The following is a 25,325-nucleotide window of genomic DNA, read 5'->3' as shown; positions in this document are numbered from 1 at the left end:
TATGCTTTTTTAAGAATTTGACATTATAATTATTTTTTAATAAAAAAAAGAAGCAAAATTTTACATCTATTATAATCCTTTTCTAATTAATTATTAAAATTTAAAACTTAATATAGTTTCTTTCCTATAATAGTATGAAGTACTTATATAATAATGTTTTATAAATTTATTGTTTAACTAATAGTTTACAATAATTTCTCCTTAAAATAGTATGTAGTATAATTAGTAATTAAACTTTTATTAAAGAAATAATATCAGTATTATAGTAGTTTTACATCATTTATTATAAAAACATGTCACAATCATTATTTAATATTCAAGGAAAAATAGCTTTAGTAACTGGTTCTACTCATGGTTTGGGTATGTCTATGGCAATGGGCTTAGGGAATTCTGGCGCAACTATTATTGTGAATGGAAATTCATCACAGGAAAAAATAAATATTGCTGTTAAAGAATATAATAATGCAGGAATTAAAGCTTTTGGGTATAAATTTAACGTTGCAGATGAAGAGCAAGTAATTTCTGCCATAAAAAAAATTGAAACTGAAGTTGGTGCTATTGATATTTTAGTAAACAATGCAGGAATTATTAAAAGAACTCCTCTAGTAGACATGAAAGTTGAAGATTTTAAACAAGTTATAGATATTGATTTGGTAAGCCCTTTTATTGTATCAAAATATGTTGTTCGTGGAATGATAGAAAGAAAAGAAGGGAAAATCATTAACATTTGCTCTATGATGAGTGAACTTGGTAGAAATACTGTTGGAGCATATGCAGCAGCAAAAGGTGGTTTGGTCATGTTAACGAAAAACATGGCTACAGAATGGGCACGTTTTAATATTCAAATAAATGGAATTGGACCTGGTTATTTTGCTACTTTACAAACAGAACCTATAAGGGTTAATGGACATCCTTTTAATGATTTTATAATCAATAGAACTCCTGCTAAAAAATGGGGAAACCCAAATGATTTATCTGGTCCAGCTATATTTTTAGCTTCAAAAGCAAGTGATTTTGTTAATGGACATATTTTATATGTAGATGGAGGTATTTTAGCAACCATTGGTACGCCATCTAATGAAGAGTATATTTAAATATAAATGTATCTATTAATAGATTTAAGAATGTAAACTTAAAGTATAAATAGTATTTTTTTATAAGAAATACAAAGCACTTAATTTATTTGAAATAAAAAACCTCAACTATAAAAGTTGAGGTTTTTCCTTTGTACTCAAGGTGGGAATCGAACCCACACTCCCGAAAGAACTGGATTTTGAATCCAGCGCGTCTACCAATTCCGCCACTTGAGCAAATATTTAATAGGACTGCAAATGTATTAAATTATTTTATTTTAAAGTCAAAAAATTAATTTCAAACTAAATAAATAATATCTACTTTTGTACACTTTCAACAACATAACAAAAAAACAACTAAATGCCTACAAATCAACTAGCACCTAAACTTTTTGCATGCTCTCAAAGTACTGTATTAGCAGAAAAAATTGCAAATGAATATGGAGCTGAACTAGGAAAAGTAAAAACAACAACATTTAGCGATGGCGAATTTCAGCCAGCTTTTGAAGAATCTGTAAGAGGAAGAAGAGTCTTTTTAATAGGTTCTACTTTTCCAACAGCAGATAATTTAATGGAAATGTTATTAATGTGTGATGCAGCAAAAAGAGCTTCTGCTAGACATATTACTGCTGTAATGCCTTATTTTGGTTGGGCAAGACAAGATAGAAAAGATCAACCAAGAGTTGCTATTGGAGCAAAATTAGTTGCAAAACTTTTAGAATCTGCTGGTGCAACAAGAATAATGACCATGGATTTACATGCAGATCAAATTCAAGGATTTTTTGAAAAGCCAGTAGATCATTTATTTGCTTCAACTATATTTTTACCATATATAGAGAGTTTACAATTAGAAAACTTAACAATTGCATCTCCAGACATGGGAGGTTCTAAAAGAGCTTATGCATACTCTAAACATCTGCACTCTGATGTTGTTATTTGTTATAAACAAAGAACAAAAGCAAATGTTATTGGTCATATGGAGCTAATAGGAGATGTTCAAGGAAAAAATGTAATTTTAGTTGATGATATGATTGATACAGGAGGAACTTTAGCACATGCAGCAAATTTAATGATGGAAAGAGGTGCTTTAAGTGTACGTGCAATTTGTACACATCCTATACTTTCTGGAGGAGCATATGAAAAAATTGAAAACTCAGGTTTAACAGAGTTAATTGTTTCAGACACAATTCCTTTAAAAAAGGCTACATCTAAAATAAAAGTAGTATCTTGCGCGCCGTTATTTGCGGATGTTATGCATAAAGTACAAGACAATACCTCAATTAGCGGAAAATTTTTAATGTAAATAATTAATAAAAAAAGTAATGAAATCAATTACAATTAAAGGATCAAAAAGAGAAAGCGTGGGTAAAGTAGCAACTAAAGCCTTACGTAATGCTGGTATGGTTCCTTGCGTTATATACGGAGGAGAAAACCCAATACACTTTTCAGCAGAAGAAAAAGCGTTTAAAAACTTGGTATTTACTCCAAACGTTTATACAGCAAGTATTGATGTTGATGGACAAAAAATACCAGCAATTTTACAAGACATTCAGTTTCACCCAGTAACAGATAAAATTTTACACGTAGATTTTTATCAATTATTTGATGATAAAGAAGTTACAATGAATATCCCTGTAAAATTAACAGGTACTTCTCCTGGTGTATTAAATGGTGGGTCTTTACGTTTTACAAATCGTAAATTAAAAGTAAAAGCAATACCAGCTAATTTACCAGATTTTATATCTGCAGATATTTCTGGATTAAAAATTGGAAGTAAATTAGTTTTATCATCTTTAAAAAACGAAGATTTTACTTTTATGCATCCAGATAATACAGTAGTTGTACAAGTTAGAACTTCTCGTAACGCAACTGTATCTGAAGAAGAAGAAGAAGAAGCAACAGAAACAGCAGCAGAATAAATTTTGCAAGCATAATATAAAAAAAGCGTTACTTATAGTAACGCTTTTTTTATTGTCTTTAATTTATTTAGAGAACTTATAGTATTTTTGCTAGATGAATTTAATAAGCTTTTTTTCTAAATTATTGGGTATAAAAGTTGAAAGTAAAGAAGAATTAATGAAGAAATTTTTAATTGTTGGTTTAGGAAATATTGGTAATAAATATACCAATACACGTCATAATATTGGTTTTAAAATTGTTGATGAAGTTGCTGAAGAGCACAGCGTTTCTTTTGAAACTGAAAAATTAGGTGATGTTGCAACTTTCAGATTTAAGGGAAGAACTTTTATACTTTTAAAACCAAGTACGTTTATGAATTTAAGCGGAAAAGCAGTAAAATATTGGATGGATAAAGAAAAAATTTCTATAGAAAATATTTTAATTGTAACAGATGATGTTAATATTGATTTTGGTACCATTCGTATAAAAGCAAAAGGTTCTGCTGGTGGCCACAATGGATTAAAAGATATTGAAGCTAAATTAAATACTCAAAAGTATACTCGTTTTAGGTTTGGTGTTGGAGGAAATTATTCTAGAGGTAGGCAAGTAGATTTTGTTTTAGGAGAATGGACTAAAGAAGAAACTAGTTTATTAATAGAGCGTTTGCCTACATCTGCAAAAGCAATTATTTCTTTTGGTACTGCAGGATTGGCAAATACAATGAATACTTTTAACGGAAAATAAATGGAAATAAAAAAGCTACCTAATATATAGATAGCTTTTAAATAAGTTTTATTTGAATTCTATTTTCTAATTAAGCCAATAGAGCCATTAAAAGTTAAAGTAGAATTGCCATCTGTTTCAATTATTTCTTGTTCTATAGTAACACCAGTTTCTTTAAAAGATTTAATACTAAAAACTCCATCAATAAAATCACCACTTTGTTGATTAAAAGTTATTGTGTTATCTATTGTATTTAATTGGTAAGTACCAGATGCATTAAAAACTATAATTTCATTATCTGTAATTGTACTACCAGTATTAGGTTTTTCTGTAATTACATTTCTATATTTTCCTGAAGCAGTAAACGTTCCGTTTGCATTTATAACAAAACTAATATCATCAAAAGAATCTGCAACACCATTAATTGTAGTTAAAACAATACTTGAGTTTCCTGAGCTAGAAGTAATTGTTTCTACTTCTTTATAAGTAATACTATTTATATCATAAGAACCTGCAAAATTAGAAGAAGTTAGGTCAAATGGAGGTGTACTTTCATCACTACTACAGCTAGTAATAGAAACAGAAATAAGTAGAGTTAAAATAAATTTTAAGATTTTCATAATGTTTATTTTTTTCAAATATAACTTATAATTATAGTTGATATTGTTTAAAGTTATAAAAAACTAATTTTCACTTGCATACCATTCTGCAAAACTAGAGTCAGTTTCTTTTAATTTTATAGAATGTAATTTAATGTTTTTGGGCAATCTGTTTTTAATTTTTTCAGCAAAGTCAATTACCATCATTTCACTTGTTGGTTGATAATCTACTAAAATAACATGATGACCTCTATCAATTAATTCTTTAGCTAACTCAACATGAGGTGTGTTTTTATTAAACACAGTGGCATGGTCAAAAACATCAACAATTTCTTCGTTTACAATCTTTTTTAAATCTCCAAAATCTATAACCATTCCAAATTTTACGTTGGTTTTATCAGCAATAGGTTTTCCAGAAACAGTTACAGAAAGTTTATAAGAATGTCCGTGAACATTTTTACACTTACCATCATAACCATAAAGTGCATGACCTGTTTCAAAGTTAAACTGTTTTGTAATTCTTATCGTGCTCATTAACGTCTGTTTCTATATTTGTTGTAAAAATATACAATAACTAATGCTATTGCTAATCCTATAAATAAAAAATCTCCTCCCATTTTGTTTCTTTTTTGTTATTCTTCAACTAAAAAATTCTGTAAAACATCTGCAATTTTTCTGTTATCAGATAATTGCGGAATCTTATTTTGTCCCCCAAATTTACCAATAGATTTCATATATTCATGAAAACCACCTTTTTTAACTTTTTTAATTATTAGAGGTCTAAGAACCTTACCTTCAATTAAATCTAAATAATAAATATTTTGTGCTTGCATAGAAGCATCTACTTTTGTTGCAAAGTCTTCTAAATTTTCTGGTTCATTTTCAAATTCTATAAACCATTCATGATAAGGCAAACCACTTTTTGGATTTACTTGAGGAGCTACAGTAAATTCACTAATATTTATTGGTGTTCCTAAAATAGAATCATTCAACGCTTTTTCTACTTCTTTCCCAATAACATGTTCGCCAAAGGCGGATATAAAGTGTTTTATGCGTCCTGTAACTTTAATTCTATAAGGTTTTATTGATGTAAATTCTACAGTATCACCAATATTATAACCCCAAAGACCAGCAGTTGTATTTAATATGATAACATAATTAATACCAGTTTTTACATCTTTTAAAGAAATTCTTGTTGGGTTTTCATCAAAAAATTCAGTTGCAGGAATAAATTCATAGAAAATTCCTGAATCTAATTGTAGCAACATTCCTTTTTCAGTTTGAGAATCTTGATAGGCAATAAAGCCTTCTGATGCAGGATACAATTCGATGTAATCTATTTTTTTACCAATTAAACTTTCGAACTTATTTTTATAAGGTTCAAAATTTACACCTCCATAAATAAAGAAATTAAAATTTGGGAACAATTCTGAAACAGATTTTCCTGTTTTCTCAATTAATTTTTCAAAATACATTTGTACCCAAGAAGGAATGCCGCTAATTACAGACATATCTTCATTTACAGTTTCTTCTACAATTGCATTTACTTTAGTATCCCAATCTTCTATACAATTAGTTTCCCAACTTGGTAAACGATTTTTAAGTAAATAATTAGGAACATAATGTGCTGCAATACCACTTAATCTTCCCAATTTCACACCGTTTTTATCTTGTAAAATAGGGCTTCCTTGTAAGAAAATCATTTTTCCGTTTACAAAACTTGCATCATTTTTTTCAACAATATAAAACAACATTGCATTTTTTGCTGCTTTAATATGTGTAGGCATTGAGTCTTTGGTAATTGGTATATATTTTGCGCCAGAAGTTGTGCCTGAGGTTTTTGCAAAATACAATGGTTTTCCTGTCCAAAGAACATCAGATTCTCCTGCTATAATTCTATCTACATATTTTCTTAAACCTTCGTAATCTGTAACTTTTACTTGTTTTTTAAAATCTTCATAATTCGAAATTTTATCAAAATTATGATCTTTTCCAAAAGCTGTTTTACTTCCTTTAGAAATTAAATTTTTAAAAACCTTTTCTTGTGTTTTATGCGGATTATTAGCCCACTTATATACTTTTTTTGTCGCAATTTTAGCAAACGGAATTGCAAAAGTAGATTTGATACTCATTATTTAAAATCTATAAAATTAGTTGGGTTTACAGTGTAACCACCATTCCAAAGTTCGAAATGTAAATGTGGCCCTGTTGTTAATTCTCCTGTAGAACCTACTGTAGCAATTACTTCACCAGATTTTACAAAATCTCCTTGTTCTTTTAGTAAATTTCCATTGTGTTTGTATACAGATATATATTCTTTAGCATGTTTTAAAATAATAACATAACCTGTTTCTGTTGTCCATCCAGAAAAAATTACGGTTCCGTCTGCCGTAGCCTTAATTGGGTCTCCTGTTTTTGCTGTAATGTCTACAGCAAAGTGTTTAGAGGTAGCATCAAAATCTTGAGAAATGTTACCGTTTAAAGGAGCAAAAAAAACAATTTTAACAGAGCTTTCTGCATTGTTTTGTATAGAAAATCGAGTTTCAGTTTCTACTTTTTCTCTAAATAGAGAGTCTTCTTTAGTTGCATTTAATTTACTTTCGTCTATCAAACGCTGTCTTACTTCTGTTTGAATAGAGTCTATACTTTCTGGTTCAATTTCACCTGTTAAAACGGGTTTTAAAGCTTTTGTATAATTTTCTAAAACTGCTAATTTTATTTTTAAAGAATCTGCTTCAAAAGTTAATTTTGCAGCTTTTTTCTTTAATGCAGTAGACGAATAACCAGGAATATATTCTTTAATTGGTGTAAATGCAATTAAAACGGTTGTTGCAGCCACTAATAAGATTGAAAAAACACCTCCTAAAACAAATACATTTAAGCGAGATAGTTTTAATGAAAAACGCTCTTCAAAAGTATTTTCATTTAAAACCACCAACCTATATTTGTCAGTTAGTTTTTGTTTTAATTTTCCACTTTTTTTATCTTTTTTAGCCACTAAAATTTATTTGATGTGATAACAAATATACAACGAATTTTAGGTGAAATTATTTTCTATAAAAATTCATTTCATCTACATAATTCCAAACGTCTTTAGATAAGAGAGGTTGTATGTTTTTTTTGTTTTTAATACCGTTTCTAATCATTGTTGATGAAATTTGCACGATAGGTGCATCAACTTTATGGATTTTTTTATGATTTTTAAATTGATGATCTACATTGCCATCTGCAATTCTTGGGTATACATAAATATGATAATGTTCTAAAATAGTTTCATAATTTTTCCATTTATGTAAACTTTTAAGATTGTCTTCACCCATTATTAAGCAAAATTCTTTGTCTGGATACATTTCAGAAATTTTTGCTAATGTATATACGGTATAATTGGGTTGAGGTAATTTAAACTCAATATCAGAAGGTTTTATTTTAGAATAATTTTCTGTTGCTTTATACACCATTTCAAAACGATGATGATTATCTAACAAAGAACTTTTCTTTTTAAACGGATTATGAGGTGTAACAACCATCCAGATTTCGTCTAAATCTGAATTTTCTACCATATGATTGGCTATAATTAAATGCCCAATATGAATAGGGTTGAAGGTTCCAAAATATAAACCTACTTTCATTTTTATGTTTTATCTAATCCTAAAAAATCACTTACTAAATTTTCTGCTTCTTTAAGTGCAATGTCTAATTTGTAATTTTTTATGATTTTATCAAATTGTGGTGCTGTTGCTAATTCTACAGAAGCTTTAGCAATACGCATGTTTATTTTGTCTTCACTTTCTGTAGAGCGTTTTTTTAAACGAATTTTTAATTCATCTACACTTGGTGGTTTAACAAAAACAGATAATGTTTGTTCTGGAAATTTATGTTTAATTCTTAACCCTCCAACAACATCAATATCAAAAATAACATGTTTTTTTAAAGCCCAAATGCGTTCTACCTCACTTTTTAAAGTTCCGTAAAAGTTATCTCTATATACTTCTTCCCACTCTAAAAATTCATCGTTTTTAATTTTACTTTTAAAGTCGTCTAAAGTTATAAAGTAATAATCTTCACCATTTTTTTCAGTTCCTCTTGCGTCTCTAGAGGCACAAGAAATAGAAAATTCTAAATTAAATTTTTCTTGTTTTAATAAATGACGAACAATTGTAGTTTTACCAGAACCAGAAGGTGCAGAAAAGACGAATAGTTTACCGTTAAAATCAGACATTTATAGTACGTTTAAAATTTGTTCTTTAATTTGTTCTAATTCATTTTTCATTTGAATAACTGCTTTTTGCATTGGTGCAAAATTTGCCTTAGAACCAGTAGTGTTTATCTCCCTACCCATTTCTTGAATTACAAAACCTAATTTTTTACCATTAGAATCTGGTGTTGCCAATGTTTCTAAAAAGTAATCTAAATGGTTTGCTAAACGCACTTTTTCTTCATTAATATCTAATTTTTCTAGATAATAGATTAATTCTTGTTCAAAACGATTTTCATCGGTATCAACTTTTAAATCATCAATCGCTTTCTTTAAACGTGCTTTTACGTTTTCTACTCTATCACTATCTAAAGCTTTTACTTCTTCTAAATATTTTTTGATATTGGCAATCCTTTCTTTAAAATCTACTTCTAAAGAAGCAGCTTCATCAATTCTATATTGTACAATTTCTTTAATAGCTACATCAATATTTTCGTTGATAAGATTCCATTCATTTTCATCTAATTCTTCGCGTTCAGTTTTTAATGCATCTGGCATTCTAACAGCCATTTTTAATAACTCAACATCATCAGAAGAACCAGTTTGAACTACATTTCTAAGTTGTTGCATATATTCTTTTACAACACCATGATTTACTGTTGTAGAAGTTTCATCTGCAGTCATTTCTACAAAAACAGAAAAATCTACCTTACCACGAACTAAAGAGCTTGCTAATTTTTTACGTACAGATAATTCTTTCTCTTTATAATAAGAAGGAATTCTAACGTTTAAATCTAGGTTTTTACTGTTTAAAGATTTAATTTCTATGGTTACTTTTTTTGTAGGTAATTGTAATACTGATTTACCATAACCAGTCATAGATTGAATCATAAAATCAACGTTTTAGATGAAGTACAAATATAGTTTTTATTTAACAGAATTTTCTACTTGTTTCAGCGCTAAAAATTATAATTTAATGCATAAAAAAAAAGAGTTTCAAATAAATTGAAACTCTTTTTAGCTTTGGTTGATTAACTTTTGATTAGTCCACTAAAGGTGGTATTCTTAAAACCTGACCAGGATAAATTTTATCTGGATGTGATAACATAGGTTTGTTAGCTTCAAATATAACAGGGTATTTCATTGCATTACCATAAAAGTTTTTTGCAATCTTACCTAAAGTGTCTCCACTTTCTACTGTATGAAACTGTGCCATTGCAGCTTCTTCAATTATTTCTACTTCTGCAACTGTTAAATTATCATCTACAGTTGAAACTCCATTTGTATTACCAACAGCTATAACAACTTTTTCTTTAGTTGCTAAATCTGCAGCTTCTCCTGTAAGAGTTACAGCATCGTCATCTACAGCAATTCCTAAGTCAGTAATTTCAAGATTTAAACCAGTAATAATTTCTCTTAATTGATTCGATTTTTCTGCATTTTCTTCTTCTGTAGTTTTTCCTATGCCGAAAACTGCTGCTCCTGCATTTTTAATGAATGAAAAAATTCCCATTTTTTTTGATTTTTTTGTTAATATTTTGATTTTTTGTATTGAGGCAATATACAAATTTTAAGCAATTTCTTTACATTTGTTACTATAAATTATACAAATGATAGTTCATTACATACAAGAAAAGAATTCTATATTAAACAAATTTATCTCAGAAATTAGAGATGTAAAAATTCAAAAAGATTCACTTCGTTTTAGAAGAAACATTGAAAGAATAGGAGAGATTTTAGGTTATGAATTAAGTAAGCAGCTATCTTATTCTAATATTTCTGTAGAAACTCCTTTAGGTAAAAAAAATGAAGCATTACCTTCTAATGATATTGTTTTATGTTCAATTTTAAGAGCAGGTTTACCTTTACATCAAGGTTTATTAAATTATTTTGATAATGCAGAAAATGCTTTTATTTCTGCATATCGTCATCACCCAAATAATGATGCTGAGTTTGAAATTGTTGTAGAATATTTTGCAGCTCCCTCAATAGAAAATAAAACATTATTGTTAGCAGACCCAATGTTGGCAACAGGGCAATCTTTGGTAGCGGTTTTAGAAGCGATAAAAAAATACGGTAATCCAAAAGAAATTCATATTGTAGCAGTAATTGGTTCTGAAGAAGGAATTGAATTTATAAAAGATAAGTTTCCAGAAAACACCCATTTATGGATTGCTGCTATTGATAAAAAATTAAATGATAAAGGTTATATAGTTCCTGGTTTGGGTGATGCAGGAGATTTAGCTTTTGGAACTAAATTATAACCAAAAAAAAGTAATAATTGTTGCTGCAATTAATAAGCACCACAAAATATTCTTAATGTAGTTTTTTTGAATAACTTCAAACCCGTTTGCTATTATTATTGACGCAGGCACAAGAAAAAACACAATTTCAGTTCCATTTTTTTTAGAAATCGCCAAAGCAAATAATACTGTAATAACTGTATTAATTATTAAAAGCAGCCAGCTTTTTTTAAAGGTATTATTTACAGATAATGTTTTAGGAGATTTTAATAATATAGAAAAAAAAGCTAGTAGAAGAACTGTTGTAAAAACGTATAAAGTAGCATCAAATGAGTAAATAGAAAATGTATAGCTTAATTTTAAATAGAAATGATTAAAAAATACTTCTGTAGTGTTATTCCATAAAAAATAGCTAAAAAAGATTATTAAAGGACTAATAAAAGCGATTATTGGAGTAATTAAGTTATGAATTGTTATTTTTTGATGTAATAAAATTGCAGCATAAATAAGAACAAAAAATAACATACTAAAAGGTTCTAAGATGCATAAAATTCCAAGCCAAAAACCACTATCAAATATTTTCTGAAGAACGTTTTTAGAAGAACGTAAACTATATAGTTTCCTCAAAAAAAGAAGGTATACCAATAAAGAAGTTAAGATTTTAAAATCTAGTAGTTTGCTTGTAAAGAGTACTATTGCTAAAGTAAAAAGGAAAAAAGAATAAGAGTGGTCGAATGTTAATTTGTTTTTTGTAACCACAAAATGGTAAAAGAAAAAAATAGCAAGAAAAAGTAATAAAAAAGATATATTTTCTATTACTTTAACCCAAGTAAATACATCTGCAGTTAAGTTTGTAAAAACAGAAAATAAGAAGCAACAAAAAAACAATCCTAAGTAGAATATAAAATTGATAGGTTTAGATTTCTCTAAAAAATTGGCTAGCATTGTTTCTTTTGTTATTTTTGCAGCGTAAAGATAATTAAGTTATGATAGCAAGCAATATTTTTAGATGGATTGGTAGTTTATTTACTGATTTATTATTTCTTCCTTTTAATTGGTTACGCACAAGTGTAGCACATGCAGATTTAGGATGGTGGGTTTCTAATGCCGTAAATTGGGGGTTTTTAGTAGTTCTTTTATTATTACTTGGATACTGGATGAATCAGTCTCTTAAATTTAAGAGAGAAGGAACAGAAGACAGAGCTTAATTTTACACATTGGGAAGCAAAAACAAACTAAAACGTTTCAAAGAAAATGAAACGTTTAAAAATGTCATTCAGCCAACAAGAGAAGAAGTCGTAACAGACTTTTCTCATAAAGGTAAATGGCATTCTTTTTTTGGAAACAACAATCCTATTGTTGTAGAGTTAGGTTGTGGTAAAGGAGAGTATACTATTGCCTTAGCAAGAAAAAACCCTAACAAAAACTATATTGGTATCGATATAAAAGGTGCTCGTTTTTGGAGAGGAGCTAAAACTGCTATCGAAGAAAATTTACCAAATGTTGCTTTTGTTAGAACTCAAATAGAGCTTGTAGATTTTATTTTTTCAGAAAATGAAGTTTCTGAAATTTGGATTACTTTTCCTGATCCACAAATAAAATACCAAAGAACAAAGCATAGAATGACGAATGCTGCTTTTTTAAAGAAATACCATCATATTTTAGAAGAAGAAGGAATTATGAATCTTAAAACAGATTCAGAATTTATGCATGGTTATACATTAGGTTTGTTACATGGAGAAGGTCATGAAGTACTATATGCAAACCACACAGTTTATAAAAACGAAGGCGCTCCTAAAGAAGTTACAGAAACTCAAACTTTTTACGAAAAGCAGTATTTAGAAGTTAATAAATCTATTACATATATTAAATTTAGATTGAAATATTAATTTTTTTATTTTAAATTTAATGTACCTTTTTAAAACTTCCTTTTCCTGTTTTATTCTTAAAAATAAAACTATAAAAATATTCATCATCTTTAATTTTTATAATTGTAGAAGTAAGTTTGCTGCCAATTTTTGATGAAAATCTCTTTTTTTGAAGATCTACTATTGTAAGTTGATATTTATAACTTGTTAACCATTGAATCTTTGCTTTAATATATTCTTTATTTGGATGATATTCATAATAATATCCATCTTTAATTTCTACTAAAACTTTCTTTTCTTTACACTTGTATGTGTATTTTCCGTCTTCTAAGACACCACTTTCAACAATAACTCGATTATTTATAGAATAGGATCTAGTTGAAGGTTTTTCTATATCATTATATGATATATTTTGACAAAAACTTAATTGAGAATTTAAGGAAATCAATAAAAAAGATACAATAAAAATTAAGTGACACTTAAATTTCATAAAGAAAAGTTTTTAAATTTAGGGTAAAAATATTTTAATATTTGAGCAGAATTAGATGATTGCTGTTGAATAACAATTTTCTTTAGTTGAACTGTAGGTAGTCTGCTTATAAGACTTAAGTAACTAGAAATTGTTTTTTTCAATAGAGTTAAATAGGTTGCTATAAATTCTAAAATTATTACCTTCACTTTGTGAAACAAACAGATAATTTTTTTGAAAAAGTTTATAAAGTAACGCAATTAATACCTTATGGTAGAGTAACAAGTTATGGTGCAATAGCAACTTATTTAGGTGCAGCAAGATCTGCAAGAATGGTTGGTTGGGCTATGAACAAAGCACATAATTTAGAGGATGTTCCTGCGCATAGAGTTGTAAATAGAAAAGGTATTTTAACAGGTAAACATCACTTTGATGGAGCAAATTTAATGCAACAATTACTAGAAAATGAAGGAATTGTTGTTGTAGAAAATCAAATTCAAGATTTAGAAAAAGTTTTTTGGAACCCTATGAAAGAATTACATAATACACCTTTATAAAATTAGAATTATTTTATTTTCTTAAAACTTCCTTTACCTGTTTTTTTATTAAAACGAGAAGTATAAAAATATTCGTTATTTTTAATTTTTACAATTTCTGCAGTAAGTTGGTCTCCAATTTTAAAAGGAACACCTCTTTTTTCTATATCTATAATAATTAATTTATATTCATATTCAGAAATCCAATCAATTTTTGCTTTTATAAATTCATTTTTAGGATGATATTCATAATAAATACCGTTTTTAATTTCAACTAATATATCGTCTTTTCTAAATTTATAAGTATACATTCCATCTTCTAAAACAGCATTTTTTACAACAATATTTTTAGAAATAGAATACATTTTAGACAAAGGTTTTAAATGAATACTTTGAGCTAAATCTTGTGAAAAAGAAGTGTGATAATTTAAAGAAATTAACAGTAAGAATATCGCAGACTTTAGGGAGTTTGTGCGTGTCATAATTTTATGGGGGTTTAAATTATTTTATAAATATAATAAAAAAAAATAAAATTTAAAAATTGTTTACTTATTAAAATAATTTAGCAGTAGTATTTGTTGCTTAGATTTTATTTAAAGTTTTTTTAAAAGTATCTTTGTAAATAAGATTATAATAGAATTAAAACCTCAAAAATGAGTTTTAAAAAACAAGATATATATAAAGCGTTAGAAACAATTACTGCTCCAGGAGAAGGTAAGAGTTTAATAGAGAATAATAATGTTACTAACGTAGTAACTTTTGGTAATGAAGTAATAGTAGATGTAACCATTAGTAACCCAACTTTACAGGCTAAAAAGAAAATTGAAACAGAAATTACAAAGGTAATTCAATCTAAAGTAGATAAAAGTATTGCTGTAAAAATTAATATTAAAGTAGTTACAGCAGCTCCAAAAGGAAACCCAAATCAGATTAGAGGAAAAGAAATACCAAATATTAAAAATATTATTGCTATTGCTTCTGGTAAAGGAGGTGTAGGAAAATCTACAATTACAGCAAATACAGCAATATCATTATCTAAAATGGGCTTTAATGTGGGTGTTTTAGATGCAGATGTTTATGGTCCATCACAACATATTATGTTTAATGTTGAAAAAGAAAAACCACTTTCTGTAAAAGTAGATGGTCGTTCTAAAATGAAACCAATAGAAAATTACGGAGTTAAATTATTGTCTTTAGGTTTTTTTACAAATCCAGATCAAGCAGTAATTTGGAGAGGACCAATGGCTTCTAAAGCATTAAATCAATTGATTTTTGATGCAGATTGGGGAGAATTAGATTTTCTTTTAATTGATTTACCTCCAGGTACAGGAGATGTACATTTATCAATAGTACAAGCATTACCTATTAATGGAGCAGTTGTAGTAAGTACACCTCAAAATATTGCTTTAGCAGATGCTAAAAAAGGTGTAGCAATGTTTCAACAAGAAAATATTAATGTGCCTGTTTTAGGAATCATCGAAAACATGGCATATTTTACACCAGAAGAATTACCTGAGAATAAATATTATATCTTTGGACAAGATGGAGCAAAAAATTTAGCACAAGATATTAATACTAAGTTTTTAGGAGAAGTTCCTTTAGTACAAAGTATAAGAGAGTCTGGTGATGTTGGACATCCTGTAGCTTTACAAGAGGGGACAATTTTAGAGAAATCATTTAACGATATTACAAAAGAAATGGTTTCAGAATTATTAAAAAGAAATGAAAATTTACCGCCAACAGAAGTTGTAAGAATTACAACTATGAGTGGTTGTAGTACAAAATAACTTGATTTTATGACAGCAGAAGAAACACAAAAAAATGTAGAAAAAGCATTAGACGAAATTCGTCCATTTTTAATAAGTGATGGCGGAAACATTAAGTTACTTTCTATAGAAGAATCAATTGTAAAAGTACAATTAGAAGGTGCTTGTACAGGTTGTTCTGTAAATCAAATGACATTAAAAAATGGAGTAGAAGCAACAATAAAAAAGTATGCTCCACAAATTGAAGAAGTAATTAATGTAGGTTAAAATGTTTTGGGCGTTACCTAAAGGTCGGGCTTTACATTATATCTTTTTATAAAAAAAATAAAAAGGATGCCATTTCAATCCCTAACGCAGTTATTAGCACATTAAAAAAACTCACAGAATTTAAAGTTTGTGAGTTTTTTATATATAGTTTTTTTAGATAAAATTTAAAATAATGATTCCTTTACATCGTCTAGAATCTATTCATTAAGTTATTAACCAAATGCATTTGATTTATTAAAGTTCAGTTTAGGTTCATTTATAAGAATTCTCGCTTTTTTTTATTGCCATAACACCTTTTTATGAGTTTTTATGAGATTCATTTTTCTAATGAATAACTATTTTTAAATAACTATAAATATTATTTTTATTTATTCTAAATAATAATTAAATTTGCATCATGAAAATCTTAAGTGATGTAACTTTTAATATTCAACTTAAAAAACACGCGTTTTGCAACTATCAATTAAAGATAGATGAAAAAGTGATTACACTTACATTTCCACAACTACTTCAATTAAGGAATAAGATAAATACTTTAACAACAGCAGAGAATTTAGAAAATATCATTCAAAATGAAAATTTTGTATTATTATTTATTTCTGATAAAAAACATTTGTTATTGCTAGAAATTCCTAAATTATTAGATCTAAAAGAAGAAATTTCTTATTCTTTTTCTAATTTTTAAGGGTATCTATTTTTATTTAGACTGTTTTTAAATTTTAAAAACGTGTAAAACGATATTTGTTTTCATGTATTTTTGTTAAAAACCAGATACTATGCAAAAAGCAATAAGAAAACAAATGACGATACATCCAGAAGTTATGGATGTATTAAATGAACAAATAGCGTTAGAAATGCACGCTTCTGCATCTTATTTAGCAATGGCATCTTGGTGTGACCAACGTGAGCTTTTAAACAGTAAAGCTTTTTTTTACAAGCAAGCAGAAGAAGAAAGAGGGCATGCAATGAAGATTTTTGAGTTTGTAAACGATGCAGGAGGAGCAGCTTTATCTCCATCAGTTACAAATGTTAATAACGATTTTGAAGGGTTAAGAGATATTTATGAAAAATCTTTAGACCAAGAAATATATGTAACACAATCAATTTATAAGTGTTTTAAGAAAGCAAGAAGTTTAGATGATTTTGCTTCTGAAGTGTTTTTACAATGGTTTGTAACTGAACAGGTAGAAGAAGAAGATGCAATAAGGAGTGTTTTAGATATTTTCGACTTAATGTTAGACATGCCTTTAAAAATGATTGATGAGTGTTTACCTAAAGAATAAATATAATTAGTATAAAAAAAAATCCGAAACTTTAGAATTTCGGATTTTTTTTATAAATTTAATTTAATAGAAAATTCATCAATTAAAATAGATAACCAGTTAGAAATTCTTTCTTCTGTAAGTTCTGGTTGATTGTCTTCGTCTAGTGCCAATCCGTAAAAGAAATCATCATTAAATAGTGCTTTAGACTCTTCAAAGTTGTAACCTTTTGTTGGCCAATAACCAGTTATTTTTCCATTATTTTTTAGGATGACTTCTGCTAGTATACCTACACCATCAATAAAATATTCTCCATAACCATATTGATCTCCCAAACCAAAAAGAGCAACCGTTTTATTTGTAAAATCTATTGTTTTAAATTCATCATAATAATTTTCCCATTCGCTTTGTAAATCACCATCATACCAAGTAGAAAGACCAAGAATTAAAATATCGTACTTGTTAAAATCTTCTTTTTTAACTTCAGAAACGTCAATAACTTTGATGTTACATAAGTCCCATTTATCTACAATGGCACTTGTAATTTCTTCTGTCATTCCTGTATCTGAACCGTATACTAAACCAATTTCTTTCATTTTCTAGTACTTTTTAAAACTCTTTTTCCCAAGAATTCAAATTTCTAATTAATAAAATACTTGCAGTAGAAACCAATGCTAACATAAATATTTCTGAGATGTTAGAGCTTTCAAAAATAATAGCTTCTATAAAATGATAAATGTTGTAAATACCAGCTATTGTTGCCCAAATAAAAGAAGTCCAAATAAACCATTTTTTAGAAACTTCGATGGTTAATAGTGCAAAAAATAAACAAAGACCTTCAAAAACAATTCTATAAATATGATGTGCTAAAGGAGCCTCTCCAGTTGCGTTTTCTAAAATTAAGGTTTCATTATAATAGATATTGAAAAGTCCATACATGTGATGTACAATCCAACCAATTCCTAAAAATAGCCAAAGGATTACAATTTTCGTTTTCATAGGTATTTCGTTTTTATTTATTTTTGGTTTTGTTATTGATGTTTTTTCGTTATTAAATTTTGATTTACTTTGTTCTTCTAATAACAATTGTTTTCTGTTTTTATAATCTATTGGATGTTTTGTAAAAGCACTTTGTTCTTTAACAGAGGGTTTAATTTTTAAATACACTAGAAAAGCTGTTATTGATAATAATATCCAAAGAAGATCTACAGAGAAAATTTCAATTTGATTATTTTTATACGTTTTCCAAATCCAATTATTGGTAACAATACCATTAACAATCGGAATTAAAATACCCAGAATTGCACCTGATAATAATGTTGCCTTGTTTGTAAAATAATTATCTCTTTTGTAACGAAAATAGATCGTTGCAATGAGCCAAGTTGTAAAAAAGAAAGTATACAATATGTTCATTCTTTGATTCATATAAGTTTCTGGTAACAGTTTTACCAATAGAAAAGATAAAGCTGTAATAGGAAACAGAGATAAACAGATTGCTAAATAAATATGACCAACTTTTGTGGTGTACAAACGTTGTTTTAATGTTATACTTTTTTTATTACGTGCTTCAATATAAATTAAGACTCCAGTTATAATTACAAAACAGGTAATAAAAGCTAAAATAAAATAGATGATTCTAACCCAGAATCCGCCAAAATCTGCAAAATGTAATCTTGCTAATAATCTTTGAGAATCTTCTAGGTAATTTAGTTTGTTAGGATCTTTAATTTCTTTGATTTTACCAGTGTAAGCATTGTAAACAATTCTACCTATACCAATATATCGTTCTTTATCACTTAGTTCTCCAATTAAAACATACTCCATATTATTGCCTTTATAATTTCTTATAAAAGTCCTTGTTAAATGAAATTCATCCCAAGTATCGTTTGTTTTTTTTGCAAAAGTATTAAAGCTTAAAATTTCTTTATTTGTTGTTGTTATCCATTCGTAATTTTTTCTTTCAGGACGTACATTTTCAATTAATTTATCTTGATTACCATTATATAAAAACGTGGCAGGTAAGAGTACTAAAACACCAATTCCTAAATAAGCACCAGTAATAGCAAATATAAATTGGAAGGGTAAACCAATAATACCAAGAGCAGTATGAGAATCTGTCCAAATACGTTTTAAAGTTATTTTTGGATTAAATTGATAAAAATTTGAAACTATTTTTTTCCAATGAATAATTACACCAGTTACAATAGCAAATAAAAAAAACAAAGAAACAAAGCCTGATAAATATTGCCCTATAACAGGAAGTTGCCTAAAATAATGTAGTCTATATAAAAATTCTCCTAAGCTATATTGTTCTTCATATGTTTTTTGCTCAAAAGTATTGGTATTTATAAAAAAGGTTTTTCTTTCAAGATCAATTTTGTTATTAATTGAATCTTTTTGTACATCAAGAGAAACAGAAATTTCATCATTTTTAAAGGTAAGATTCATTTGTAAATCTCTACCTGTTAAATTGTACTTTTTATCTAAGTTGTTTAATATTTTATCAAAATCTACATCTTTTTTCTCAACGTGTTTTAATTGTTTACCTTCTTCCCATAATGAAATTTCATCTTTAAATAAAGCAAATGCACCAGCAAAGAAAATTACATATAAGGCAACACTTATTACAATACCACTTACAGTGTGTGTGTTAAAAAATACATTATAATTTCTTTTACTCATTATATAAAAGGATTTTGTTGTTTTCCAAAAAAGTAAATTGTGTAAAGTAGTATTGATATTAACAGATATAAACCCCAGACTTTCCATCCGTTTTTAAATAAAAACGGTATAATTAACAATACGCCCCAAACAATAAATACGGTGTATATAGATGTTATTAAAATTTCTTTTCCATTTGGCAACCACAACGCTAGAGATAAATGTAAAAGAGACGTAATAATATAACCACCAATTATTCCTGCTGAAATTTTAGCAAATTTTTGCCAAGGACTTGTTGTTAAGTATTTTGTGTTTGCTGGCATTTTAGTTGTTTAAAATTATTTCAAGAAATAGAATGGCTATAAATAGAATTATAAAGTGTTTTTTCTTAACTATTTTTAATGGATACAATAGAATTATTAAACTTAAAATAGTTGATACTGTAAAAACCCAAAAAAGAATACCACTTGTAGTTCCAAAAATAAGGATGGATAATATGAGAGCTATTATTAAAATTAATAGACTTAAGTATTTAGTTTTTTTGCTATTTTCTTGTAACCAAACATCAATAAAAATATTTTTTTCTAATTGAGTTTTTTTTGAGGTATTATACAAAAAATAACCTGCTATTGAAATTATCAAAATTAAAATACTAATCATATTTTTTATTAAAATAGCAAAACTCTAAACTGAGTGCTTAGAGCTTTGCAGTTCACTAAAATCAACTAAACTTATGTTAAAACTTGTAACTAACTGTACCTAAAAAAGCTCTAGGTGATTGTGCATTAACAGTTGTCCAACCATTGTAATATATCTTATCTGTAAAGTTATTAGCTTTTAATGCTATACTAAATTTATCTATATTGTAGTATAAACTAGCGTTAAAAATTGTATAACTAGGTATAGTAAAAACACCAGTAACAGCATTGTTTTTTGTTAAGTTTTCAGATGCTCCATTAAAACCAAAACCTAAACCAAAGTTTTTAGCAAAACTATTATCATCAAATTTATAGTCTGCCCAAAAATTATATAAGTTTTCTGCACCTGCTTCTGTAGGCCTTCTGTCTAAATATTCTATAACATCTCTTCCTGCAACTCCAGTTATTGGATCTATAGCTTTTTCACTATATACATCTGTATATATTCTGTCATTAATAGAATAAGAGGCTCTAACATTTAGGTTTTTAATAGGATTTGTATTTATTTCGAACTCAAAACCTTTACTAATACTCTCAGCCATATCAATGGTTACAGGGAATAAAAGTGCATAAGGATCACTAGTTGTAAAATCATTTACAGTTATATGATAATAACTTGCACCTAAATTTAATTTTCCATTAAAAAGATTTGTTTTAATTCCACCTTCAAACTGAACAGCTTTTGTTGGTTTAAAAACATCTGTTGTTCCGTTTGCATAAACAATTGGGTCATTATTTACAAAACCTGTTTGATAATTTCCAAATACAGATACTTGATCTTTAATTGGTTGAAATAAAATACCTGCACTTGGAGATAATGTTGTTTTTGTATAATCATCATCTGTAGTAGATAAATTACCATCTTGTATAAAATGATCTAAACGCAAGCCAACGTTAACAGTTAAAGCGGGAGTAATATTAACTACATCAGAAACATAAGCTGCAAGTGTTTGCGACTTTAAATTACTAACAAAAGGGTCTAGTTGATCAAAGTTTTCTTGAATATTTTTTGCATTTGCAACGTAACTAGCATTAGGTGTAAATGTGGTAGGTATAACATTTCCATTTGCAGCTATAAAAGCATCAAAATAAGGAAAGGTAGAAAAGTTACTCTCTATAGCATCTGAAAAAGGAGATAATCCTAATGCATTTAATGTAGCAATTAATTGTGGAAAATTTGAAGAAGAAGTAAGTTCTGTGTTACCATTTACATTTTTACTATTTCTTTGATTGCTAATATAATCAACACCAAAAACCAATCTATTTCTTACATCTCCAATTTTAAAATCTCCAGTAAAATTTTGTTGTAAGTTAAATCTAGTTTCACTTGCATCTCTTTCGCTATAAACTCTTGTAAAAGATTCTGTAGCTAATAAAGAAGAAGCTTCTAATAACATTGGGTTTACTAATGGATCTATTTGAGAATTTAAGAACCCTAAAGTAGCAGCATCTAAACCTAAATTATTAAGTTGTCCTGTTATAGATGATAATAATAAAAGACCAGCTGAACCACCATCAAATTGATATTGATATAAACCTGCAGTTTCTGCATAACTACTAGAAAAGGCAGTTTGAGAAGTCCAGGTGTCAGAAATTTTATAATCAAAAATAGCTCTTGTATTAAAAGTTGAATTATCTAGAGTAATATCATTAGAAGTAAATGATTTTTTTGGATCAATATTTAATTCATCAATATTTGTTGCAACAAGTGGCATTCCGCTTCTTAAAAATAACATAGAAGGGTTTGTAGATTCTGTTTGCGAATACTCTAAGTTTACAGAAGCATTTAATCTATTATTTATTCTGTAAGTCATAGAAGGTGCAATAAAAAACGTGTTTTTAAAACCTGCATCTTGAAAACTATCTTGAGTTAAATAAGAAGCGTTAACTCTAAAAAAAGGAGCATTTATTTTTCCTAAAGGAGTATTATAATCTAAAGAAACTCTATTTAAGCCAAAAGAGCCTCCAGTATAAGATACACTACCACCTTTACCATCAAAAGGTTTTTTAGTAACTACATTTATTAAACCACCTAAAGAAGTTTCGGTACTTCCAAATAAGGTTGCAGAAGGCCCTTTTATAACTTCAATACGTTCAATATATGATGGATCTACAGCACTAAAAGTAACTCCAGCAACACCATCTACCATTCTTGGTTGTACACTAAAACCTCTAGAAGAAAAATAGGCGGTTCCGTTTCCAGGAGCTCTACCTGTTCCTTCCCATAGTTTATAAATTCCGGTTGCATTTGTCATTGCTTCATCTAAGTTTGTAACAACTTGAGATTCTAATAGAGCAGAAGTAACAGTAGTATAAACATGTGCATTTTCCATATCTTTTAAAGGAAGTTTAGACACATAAGCAGTTTCTTTTCTAGAAAAAGAATTGTTTTTAGATCTAAGTACTACTTCTTGTAGTAATTCATTTCCTTCATATAAAACAATTGTTCCTAAATTTGCATTATTTTTAATGGTAACTTCTTTGGTTTTAAATCCAATGTAAGAGAATACAATTATTTGATTTTTTAGAATATTCTTAATTTCAAAATTACCATCAAAATCAGTTTCAGTTCCTTTTTGGGAATTTTTTACGTGAATACTTACACCTGTTAAAGGGTTTTTATAATTGTCTACAACTTTTCCTTTTATTGTAGAATTCTGAGCAGTAGTATTTGCTATTATCAGCAAAAACATAACTGTATTTAAAATATATTTCATTATACTTATTTAGACCTATTAAAAATAGTGTTAAATTTTTGGCAAATATATCTACTAAGTATTTACCAACAAAAATTATTTAGAATTATTTTAAATAAGGTTTTGTTTTTGAATTTATAAACAAGATAGCAAGCTATAAGAAGTGCTGTTTAGTAAAACAAATAAAGTTTTAAGAATCAAGAAATAAGATTTAACTATATTGCTTCTTGATTTTTTTAGTTAAAATAAAAATGAATAGAGAAGATATTTTAAAAGCAATAGAAGAAAAATATGATAAATTAGGGGTACCTGTAGATTCTATGTTAGAGGGTTTGCTCTGGAGTACACCAATTACATATTGGGATTATATTCAAACAGATGCTCTTTTAGGATTGCAAACACCTAGAACAACACAACCAGATGAAATGGTATTTATTATGTATCATCAAGTAAATGAGTTGTTATTTAAAATGGTTTTATGGGAAATTGAACAAATAGCAAAGACAATTGAAGTTTCTGCAGAAAAATTTTCTATGCATTTAGATAGAATTAGTCGTTATTTTGATATGTTGTGTAACTCTTTTAATGTTATGGCAGATGGAATGGAACGTGAACAATATTTAAAATTTAGAAATACTTTAACTCCAGCAAGCGGTTTTCAATCTGCTCAATATAGAAAAATTGAATTTGCTTCAACAGAATTAATTAATTTAATAGATGTTCGTTACAGAGATACAATAAATAAAAGTTCTTCTTTTAAAAATGCCTACAATCATTTGTATTGGCAAGCAGCTGGTAAAAATTATACAACAGGGCAAAAATCAACTTTATTAAATCTTTTTGAAAAAAAATATATGGGAGATTTTATAGACTTTATGGAAGATTACAATGACATAAACCTTTCTTTAAAATTTAAACAATTGCCTAAAGAAGTTCAAGAAAATGAAGATTTAATTAAAGCAATGCGTCATTATGATTATACTGTAAATGTAAAATGGGTAATGGCACATTATAATGCAGCTGCTAAATATATTGGCGGTAATGATTCTGAATTAAAAGCAACAGGAGGAAGTAATTGGCGTAAATACATGCACCCAAAATATCAAAAAAGAATTTTCTATCCTTTTTTATGGAGCGAAGATGAACTTAATAATTGGGGTGCATTTTAGGTACTTAAAAAAATTGTTAAAAATCATTTGTTTAAAGTTATGAAATTGCTTTTTTTTATTTTGGAATGGTAATTGTCAATACTTTTTTATAAGTTTGGTATTCTATGAAAAATTACATTCTAATCTTTTTTACACTTCTTTTCTTTACAACTGTTAATAGCCAGAGTAATAAAAAAGCTTTTAAAAGCGGTGAGTGGCTACGCTATAAAATGAGTTATAGCGGATTTTTAAGAGCAGGAACTGCAATTTTAGAAGTAAATGAAAAAGAATTTAACGGTAAAAAAGTTTTTCATACCAAAGGTACTGGTTGGACTTCTGGTATGATAAAATGGTTTTTTAATGTTGATGATAAATATGAATCTTATTTTGATAGAGATACAATAAAACCATACGTTTTTAAAAGAAAAATTGATGAAGGTGGATACAAAAAACATAGAATTACTTCATTTAATTACAATCTAAACAAAGCATATATTCAAGATTTTACCCTGCAAAAAGATACGTCTGTAGCATTTTTTAATGTGCAAGATATGCTTTCATCATTTTATTATTTAAGAAATAGAGATGTTAAACATATGGTTAAAGGACAAGAAATTGCTATAGATATGTTTATGGACTCTCAAGTTTACCCTTTTAAGTTACGTTTTTTAGGAAGAGAAACTATAAAAACAAAATTTGGAAAAGTAAAAACCATGATATTTAGACCTTTAGTTCAGTCTGGTAGAGTTTTTAAAGCACAAGAAAGTGTAACGCTTTGGATTACAGACGATGCAAATAAGATTCCAATTAAAATGAAAGCAGATTTGGCTGTAGGATCTTTAAGAGCGGAGTTAGAACAATATAAAGGTTTGGCAAATACTTTTATAAAAAATTAAAAATTTAGATGTTTTTATCTTTTTTTAATTAATAAATTATTTTTTTTCCATTTTCTTTTTTCTCTTTTACTCATTTCATATTCAATAATTGAATTATTAAATACACCTATATAACTATTGTTTTTTTCAAGTTTTTCATGATTTCCTTCTCCAAGAAAAAAAACAGGATCAACATACGAATTTAAATGTGTCTTATTTTTTAGGTTTTCTTTATTCTTTTTGCTAAAATCATAGTCTAATATTTTTTTGTCTAAATAATAGATTGATAGTCTTAGTTGACTGTTTTCGTCTATATCGTAAGATCCTGCAATAGCTATTGGAGCAGA

General features: G+C 27.6%; 30 protein-coding genes and 1 tRNA gene. 14 read left to right on the top strand and 17 right to left on the bottom strand.

The window, feature by feature from the left end; all coding sequences use genetic code 11:
• Positions 1-293 precede the first annotated feature (293 nt).
• A complete protein-coding gene (locus ABJG40_RS11545; protein ID WP_348024734.1) occupies positions 294-1,094 on the top strand; it encodes a gluconate 5-dehydrogenase in 801 nt (266 codons plus the stop codon).
• 134 nt (positions 1,095-1,228) lie between these two features.
• Here ABJG40_RS11545 and ABJG40_RS11540 read toward each other — a convergent pair.
• A tRNA-Leu gene (locus ABJG40_RS11540) sits at positions 1,229-1,310 on the bottom strand.
• Between the two features lie 124 nt (positions 1,311-1,434).
• On the opposite strand from ABJG40_RS11540, the gene ABJG40_RS11535 reads away from it, so the two are divergent.
• From ABJG40_RS11535 to pth, 3 genes are all read left to right on the top strand, one after another.
• The gene (locus tag ABJG40_RS11535; RefSeq protein ID WP_348024733.1) at positions 1,435-2,376 is read left to right on the top strand and encodes a ribose-phosphate pyrophosphokinase; all 942 of its coding nucleotides are present in this window, start codon (positions 1,435-1,437) and stop codon (positions 2,374-2,376) included.
• A gap of 19 nt (positions 2,377-2,395) precedes the next feature.
• The gene (locus tag ABJG40_RS11530; protein ID WP_348024732.1) at positions 2,396-2,992 is read left to right on the top strand and encodes a 50S ribosomal protein L25/general stress protein Ctc; all 597 of its coding nucleotides are present in this window, start codon (positions 2,396-2,398) and stop codon (positions 2,990-2,992) included.
• A 157-nt stretch (positions 2,993-3,149) separates the two neighbouring features.
• Positions 3,150-3,716 carry an aminoacyl-tRNA hydrolase gene (gene pth, locus ABJG40_RS11525; protein ID WP_348024731.1) on the top strand — a complete coding sequence of 189 codons (567 nt, stop codon included), beginning with the start codon at positions 3,150-3,152 and terminating at the stop codon, positions 3,714-3,716.
• 59 nt (positions 3,717-3,775) lie between these two features.
• On the opposite strand, the gene ABJG40_RS11520 is transcribed toward pth, so the two are convergent.
• From ABJG40_RS11520 to lysM, 8 genes are all read right to left on the bottom strand, one after another.
• Positions 3,776-4,315 carry a hypothetical protein gene (locus tag ABJG40_RS11520; protein ID WP_348024730.1) on the bottom strand — a complete coding sequence of 180 codons (540 nt, stop codon included), beginning with the start codon at positions 4,313-4,315 and terminating at the stop codon, positions 3,776-3,778.
• Positions 4,316-4,378: 63 nt separating this feature from the next.
• Entirely contained in the window at positions 4,379-4,828 is a 450-nt protein-coding gene (locus ABJG40_RS11515) for a 6-carboxytetrahydropterin synthase (protein WP_348024729.1), read from the bottom strand.
• A 98-nt stretch (positions 4,829-4,926) separates the two neighbouring features.
• Positions 4,927-6,426, bottom strand: a complete 1,500-nt coding sequence (locus ABJG40_RS11510) for a GH3 auxin-responsive promoter family protein (RefSeq protein ID WP_348024728.1) — start codon at positions 6,424-6,426, stop codon at positions 4,927-4,929.
• Positions 6,426-7,292 carry a M23 family metallopeptidase gene (locus ABJG40_RS11505; protein WP_348024727.1) on the bottom strand — a complete coding sequence of 289 codons (867 nt, stop codon included), beginning with the start codon at positions 7,290-7,292 and terminating at the stop codon, positions 6,426-6,428. Before ABJG40_RS11505 ends, ABJG40_RS11510 begins: the two co-directional genes overlap by 1 nt.
• A gap of 49 nt (positions 7,293-7,341) precedes the next feature.
• Complete coding sequence (gene nadD / locus ABJG40_RS11500; protein WP_348024726.1) at positions 7,342-7,923, bottom strand: nicotinate (nicotinamide) nucleotide adenylyltransferase; 582 nt, start codon at positions 7,921-7,923, stop codon at positions 7,342-7,344.
• 2 nt (positions 7,924-7,925) lie between these two features.
• Entirely contained in the window at positions 7,926-8,513 is a 588-nt protein-coding gene (gene gmk / locus ABJG40_RS11495) for a guanylate kinase (protein WP_348024725.1), read from the bottom strand.
• Positions 8,514-9,380, bottom strand: a complete 867-nt coding sequence (locus tag ABJG40_RS11490; RefSeq protein WP_348024724.1) for a YicC/YloC family endoribonuclease — start codon at positions 9,378-9,380, stop codon at positions 8,514-8,516. It lies immediately after the preceding gene.
• 151 nt (positions 9,381-9,531) lie between these two features.
• Positions 9,532-10,002, bottom strand: coding sequence for a peptidoglycan-binding protein LysM (gene lysM, locus ABJG40_RS11485; RefSeq protein WP_348024723.1), 471 nt, complete (start codon positions 10,000-10,002; stop codon positions 9,532-9,534).
• A gap of 97 nt (positions 10,003-10,099) precedes the next feature.
• On the opposite strand from lysM, the gene upp reads away from it, so the two are divergent.
• On the top strand, positions 10,100-10,753 hold the full coding sequence (upp, locus tag ABJG40_RS11480) for a uracil phosphoribosyltransferase (RefSeq protein WP_348024722.1): 654 nt from the start codon (positions 10,100-10,102) through the stop codon (positions 10,751-10,753).
• Here the strand turns inward: upp and ABJG40_RS11475 are convergent.
• Positions 10,748-11,677: a DUF6427 family protein gene (locus ABJG40_RS11475; protein WP_348024721.1), complete on the bottom strand. Its 930-nt coding sequence runs from the start codon at positions 11,675-11,677 to the stop codon at positions 10,748-10,750. The two genes, upp and ABJG40_RS11475, sit on opposite strands and share 6 nt — an antisense overlap.
• Before the next feature lie 41 nt (positions 11,678-11,718).
• On the opposite strand from ABJG40_RS11475, the gene ABJG40_RS11470 reads away from it, so the two are divergent.
• Together ABJG40_RS11470 and trmB are read left to right on the top strand one after the other, a co-directional pair.
• The gene (locus tag ABJG40_RS11470) at positions 11,719-11,940 is read left to right on the top strand and encodes a hypothetical protein (RefSeq protein ID WP_348024720.1); all 222 of its coding nucleotides are present in this window, start codon (positions 11,719-11,721) and stop codon (positions 11,938-11,940) included.
• Positions 11,941-11,949: 9 nt separating this feature from the next.
• Complete coding sequence (gene trmB / locus ABJG40_RS11465; RefSeq protein WP_348024719.1) at positions 11,950-12,621, top strand: tRNA (guanosine(46)-N7)-methyltransferase TrmB; 672 nt, start codon at positions 11,950-11,952, stop codon at positions 12,619-12,621.
• A 16-nt stretch (positions 12,622-12,637) separates the two neighbouring features.
• Here trmB and ABJG40_RS11460 read toward each other — a convergent pair whose 3' ends face one another.
• On the bottom strand, positions 12,638-13,090 hold the full coding sequence (locus ABJG40_RS11460; protein WP_348024718.1) for a hypothetical protein: 453 nt from the start codon (positions 13,088-13,090) through the stop codon (positions 12,638-12,640).
• A 191-nt stretch (positions 13,091-13,281) separates the two neighbouring features.
• Here ABJG40_RS11460 and ABJG40_RS11455 point away from each other — a divergent pair, with 191 nt between their 5' ends.
• Positions 13,282-13,626, top strand: coding sequence for an MGMT family protein (locus tag ABJG40_RS11455; protein WP_348024717.1), 345 nt, complete (start codon positions 13,282-13,284; stop codon positions 13,624-13,626).
• Positions 13,627-13,634: 8 nt separating this feature from the next.
• Here ABJG40_RS11455 and ABJG40_RS11450 read toward each other — a convergent pair whose 3' ends face one another.
• Positions 13,635-14,087, bottom strand: a complete 453-nt coding sequence (locus tag ABJG40_RS11450; RefSeq protein WP_348024716.1) for a hypothetical protein — start codon at positions 14,085-14,087, stop codon at positions 13,635-13,637.
• Positions 14,088-14,258: 171 nt separating this feature from the next.
• On the opposite strand from ABJG40_RS11450, the gene ABJG40_RS11445 reads away from it, so the two are divergent.
• The 4 genes from ABJG40_RS11445 (at position 14,259) to ABJG40_RS11430 (ending at position 16,921) form a co-directional block, all read left to right on the top strand.
• Complete coding sequence (locus tag ABJG40_RS11445) at positions 14,259-15,392, top strand: Mrp/NBP35 family ATP-binding protein (protein WP_348024715.1); 1,134 nt, start codon at positions 14,259-14,261, stop codon at positions 15,390-15,392.
• 9 nt (positions 15,393-15,401) lie between these two features.
• On the top strand, positions 15,402-15,638 hold the full coding sequence (locus ABJG40_RS11440) for a NifU family protein (protein ID WP_348024714.1): 237 nt from the start codon (positions 15,402-15,404) through the stop codon (positions 15,636-15,638).
• A 397-nt stretch (positions 15,639-16,035) separates the two neighbouring features.
• Positions 16,036-16,323, top strand: coding sequence for a hypothetical protein (locus ABJG40_RS11435; protein WP_348024713.1), 288 nt, complete (start codon positions 16,036-16,038; stop codon positions 16,321-16,323).
• 91 nt (positions 16,324-16,414) lie between these two features.
• Positions 16,415-16,921 (top strand): ferritin, encoded by a 507-nt coding sequence (locus tag ABJG40_RS11430; protein WP_348024712.1) that lies wholly within the window; start codon positions 16,415-16,417, stop codon positions 16,919-16,921.
• 50 nt (positions 16,922-16,971) lie between these two features.
• Here the strand turns inward: ABJG40_RS11430 and ABJG40_RS11425 are convergent, their stop codons facing one another.
• From ABJG40_RS11425 to ABJG40_RS11410, 4 genes are all read right to left on the bottom strand, one after another.
• The gene (locus ABJG40_RS11425; protein ID WP_348024711.1) at positions 16,972-17,496 is read right to left on the bottom strand and encodes a flavodoxin; all 525 of its coding nucleotides are present in this window, start codon (positions 17,494-17,496) and stop codon (positions 16,972-16,974) included.
• A gap of 13 nt (positions 17,497-17,509) precedes the next feature.
• The gene (locus tag ABJG40_RS11420; protein ID WP_348024710.1) at positions 17,510-19,582 is read right to left on the bottom strand and encodes a PepSY-associated TM helix domain-containing protein; all 2,073 of its coding nucleotides are present in this window, start codon (positions 19,580-19,582) and stop codon (positions 17,510-17,512) included.
• A complete protein-coding gene (locus ABJG40_RS11415; RefSeq protein WP_348024709.1) occupies positions 19,582-19,884 on the bottom strand; it encodes a hypothetical protein in 303 nt (100 codons plus the stop codon). Before ABJG40_RS11415 ends, ABJG40_RS11420 begins: the two co-directional genes overlap by 1 nt.
• A gap of 413 nt (positions 19,885-20,297) precedes the next feature.
• The gene (locus tag ABJG40_RS11410; RefSeq protein WP_348024708.1) at positions 20,298-22,976 is read right to left on the bottom strand and encodes a TonB-dependent receptor; all 2,679 of its coding nucleotides are present in this window, start codon (positions 22,974-22,976) and stop codon (positions 20,298-20,300) included.
• 230 nt (positions 22,977-23,206) lie between these two features.
• Between ABJG40_RS11410 and ABJG40_RS11405 the strand changes: the two genes are divergently transcribed.
• Both ABJG40_RS11405 and ABJG40_RS11400 read left to right on the top strand, forming a co-directional pair.
• Positions 23,207-24,124, top strand: coding sequence for a tryptophan 2,3-dioxygenase family protein (locus ABJG40_RS11405; RefSeq protein WP_348024707.1), 918 nt, complete (start codon positions 23,207-23,209; stop codon positions 24,122-24,124).
• A gap of 104 nt (positions 24,125-24,228) precedes the next feature.
• Positions 24,229-24,999 (top strand): DUF3108 domain-containing protein, encoded by a 771-nt coding sequence (locus ABJG40_RS11400; protein ID WP_348024706.1) that lies wholly within the window; start codon positions 24,229-24,231, stop codon positions 24,997-24,999.
• A 14-nt stretch (positions 25,000-25,013) separates the two neighbouring features.
• Here the strand turns inward: ABJG40_RS11400 and ABJG40_RS11395 are convergent.
• The coding region (locus tag ABJG40_RS11395) for a hypothetical protein (RefSeq protein ID WP_348024705.1) at positions 25,014-25,325 on the bottom strand (312 nt) is incomplete at its 5' end.

Origin of the sequence: Polaribacter sp., from assembly GCF_039939415.1 — a bacterium.
In the GTDB taxonomy this organism is placed as follows: domain Bacteria; phylum Bacteroidota; class Bacteroidia; order Flavobacteriales; family Flavobacteriaceae; genus Polaribacter.
Note: the sequence above shows the minus strand (reverse complement) of the source record. Positions and strands in the feature narration are given on the sequence as shown.

Bases quoted from the DNA above. Each gene is read 5' to 3' on its own strand.
- ABJG40_RS11440 (WP_348024714.1), top strand. From the start codon at position 15,402: ATGACAGCAGAAGAAACACAAAAAAATGTAGAAAAAGCATTAGACGAA.
- lysM (WP_348024723.1), bottom strand. From the start codon at position 10,002: ATGGGAATTTTTTCATTCATTAAAAATGCAGGAGCAGCAGTTTTCGGC.
- ABJG40_RS11510 (WP_348024728.1), bottom strand. From the start codon at position 6,426: ATGAGTATCAAATCTACTTTTGCAATTCCGTTTGCTAAAATTGCGACA.
- ABJG40_RS11470 (WP_348024720.1), top strand. From the start codon at position 11,719: ATGATAGCAAGCAATATTTTTAGATGGATTGGTAGTTTATTTACTGAT.
- ABJG40_RS11445 (WP_348024715.1), top strand. From the start codon at position 14,259: ATGAGTTTTAAAAAACAAGATATATATAAAGCGTTAGAAACAATTACT.
- ABJG40_RS11425 (WP_348024711.1), bottom strand. From the start codon at position 17,496: ATGAAAGAAATTGGTTTAGTATACGGTTCAGATACAGGAATGACAGAA.
- ABJG40_RS11420 (WP_348024710.1), bottom strand. From the start codon at position 19,582: ATGAGTAAAAGAAATTATAATGTATTTTTTAACACACACACTGTAAGT.
- ABJG40_RS11530 (WP_348024732.1), top strand. From the start codon at position 2,396: ATGAAATCAATTACAATTAAAGGATCAAAAAGAGAAAGCGTGGGTAAA.
- nadD (WP_348024726.1), bottom strand. From the start codon at position 7,923: ATGAAAGTAGGTTTATATTTTGGAACCTTCAACCCTATTCATATTGGG.
- ABJG40_RS11490 (WP_348024724.1), bottom strand. From the start codon at position 9,380: ATGATTCAATCTATGACTGGTTATGGTAAATCAGTATTACAATTACCT.
- ABJG40_RS11415 (WP_348024709.1), bottom strand. From the start codon at position 19,884: ATGCCAGCAAACACAAAATACTTAACAACAAGTCCTTGGCAAAAATTT.
- gmk (WP_348024725.1), bottom strand. From the start codon at position 8,513: ATGTCTGATTTTAACGGTAAACTATTCGTCTTTTCTGCACCTTCTGGT.
- ABJG40_RS11450 (WP_348024716.1), bottom strand. From the start codon at position 14,087: ATGACACGCACAAACTCCCTAAAGTCTGCGATATTCTTACTGTTAATT.
- ABJG40_RS11545 (WP_348024734.1), top strand. From the start codon at position 294: ATGTCACAATCATTATTTAATATTCAAGGAAAAATAGCTTTAGTAACT.
- ABJG40_RS11430 (WP_348024712.1), top strand. From the start codon at position 16,415: ATGCAAAAAGCAATAAGAAAACAAATGACGATACATCCAGAAGTTATG.
- ABJG40_RS11460 (WP_348024718.1), bottom strand. From the start codon at position 13,090: ATGAAATTTAAGTGTCACTTAATTTTTATTGTATCTTTTTTATTGATT.
- upp (WP_348024722.1), top strand. From the start codon at position 10,100: ATGATAGTTCATTACATACAAGAAAAGAATTCTATATTAAACAAATTT.
- ABJG40_RS11410 (WP_348024708.1), bottom strand. From the start codon at position 22,976: ATGAAATATATTTTAAATACAGTTATGTTTTTGCTGATAATAGCAAAT.
- ABJG40_RS11405 (WP_348024707.1), top strand. From the start codon at position 23,207: ATGAATAGAGAAGATATTTTAAAAGCAATAGAAGAAAAATATGATAAA.
- ABJG40_RS11400 (WP_348024706.1), top strand. From the start codon at position 24,229: ATGAAAAATTACATTCTAATCTTTTTTACACTTCTTTTCTTTACAACT.
- ABJG40_RS11435 (WP_348024713.1), top strand. From the start codon at position 16,036: ATGAAAATCTTAAGTGATGTAACTTTTAATATTCAACTTAAAAAACAC.
- ABJG40_RS11535 (WP_348024733.1), top strand. From the start codon at position 1,435: ATGCCTACAAATCAACTAGCACCTAAACTTTTTGCATGCTCTCAAAGT.
- ABJG40_RS11515 (WP_348024729.1), bottom strand. From the start codon at position 4,828: ATGAGCACGATAAGAATTACAAAACAGTTTAACTTTGAAACAGGTCAT.
- ABJG40_RS11475 (WP_348024721.1), bottom strand. From the start codon at position 11,677: ATGCTAGCCAATTTTTTAGAGAAATCTAAACCTATCAATTTTATATTC.
- ABJG40_RS11520 (WP_348024730.1), bottom strand. From the start codon at position 4,315: ATGAAAATCTTAAAATTTATTTTAACTCTACTTATTTCTGTTTCTATT.
- pth (WP_348024731.1), top strand. From the start codon at position 3,150: ATGAAGAAATTTTTAATTGTTGGTTTAGGAAATATTGGTAATAAATAT.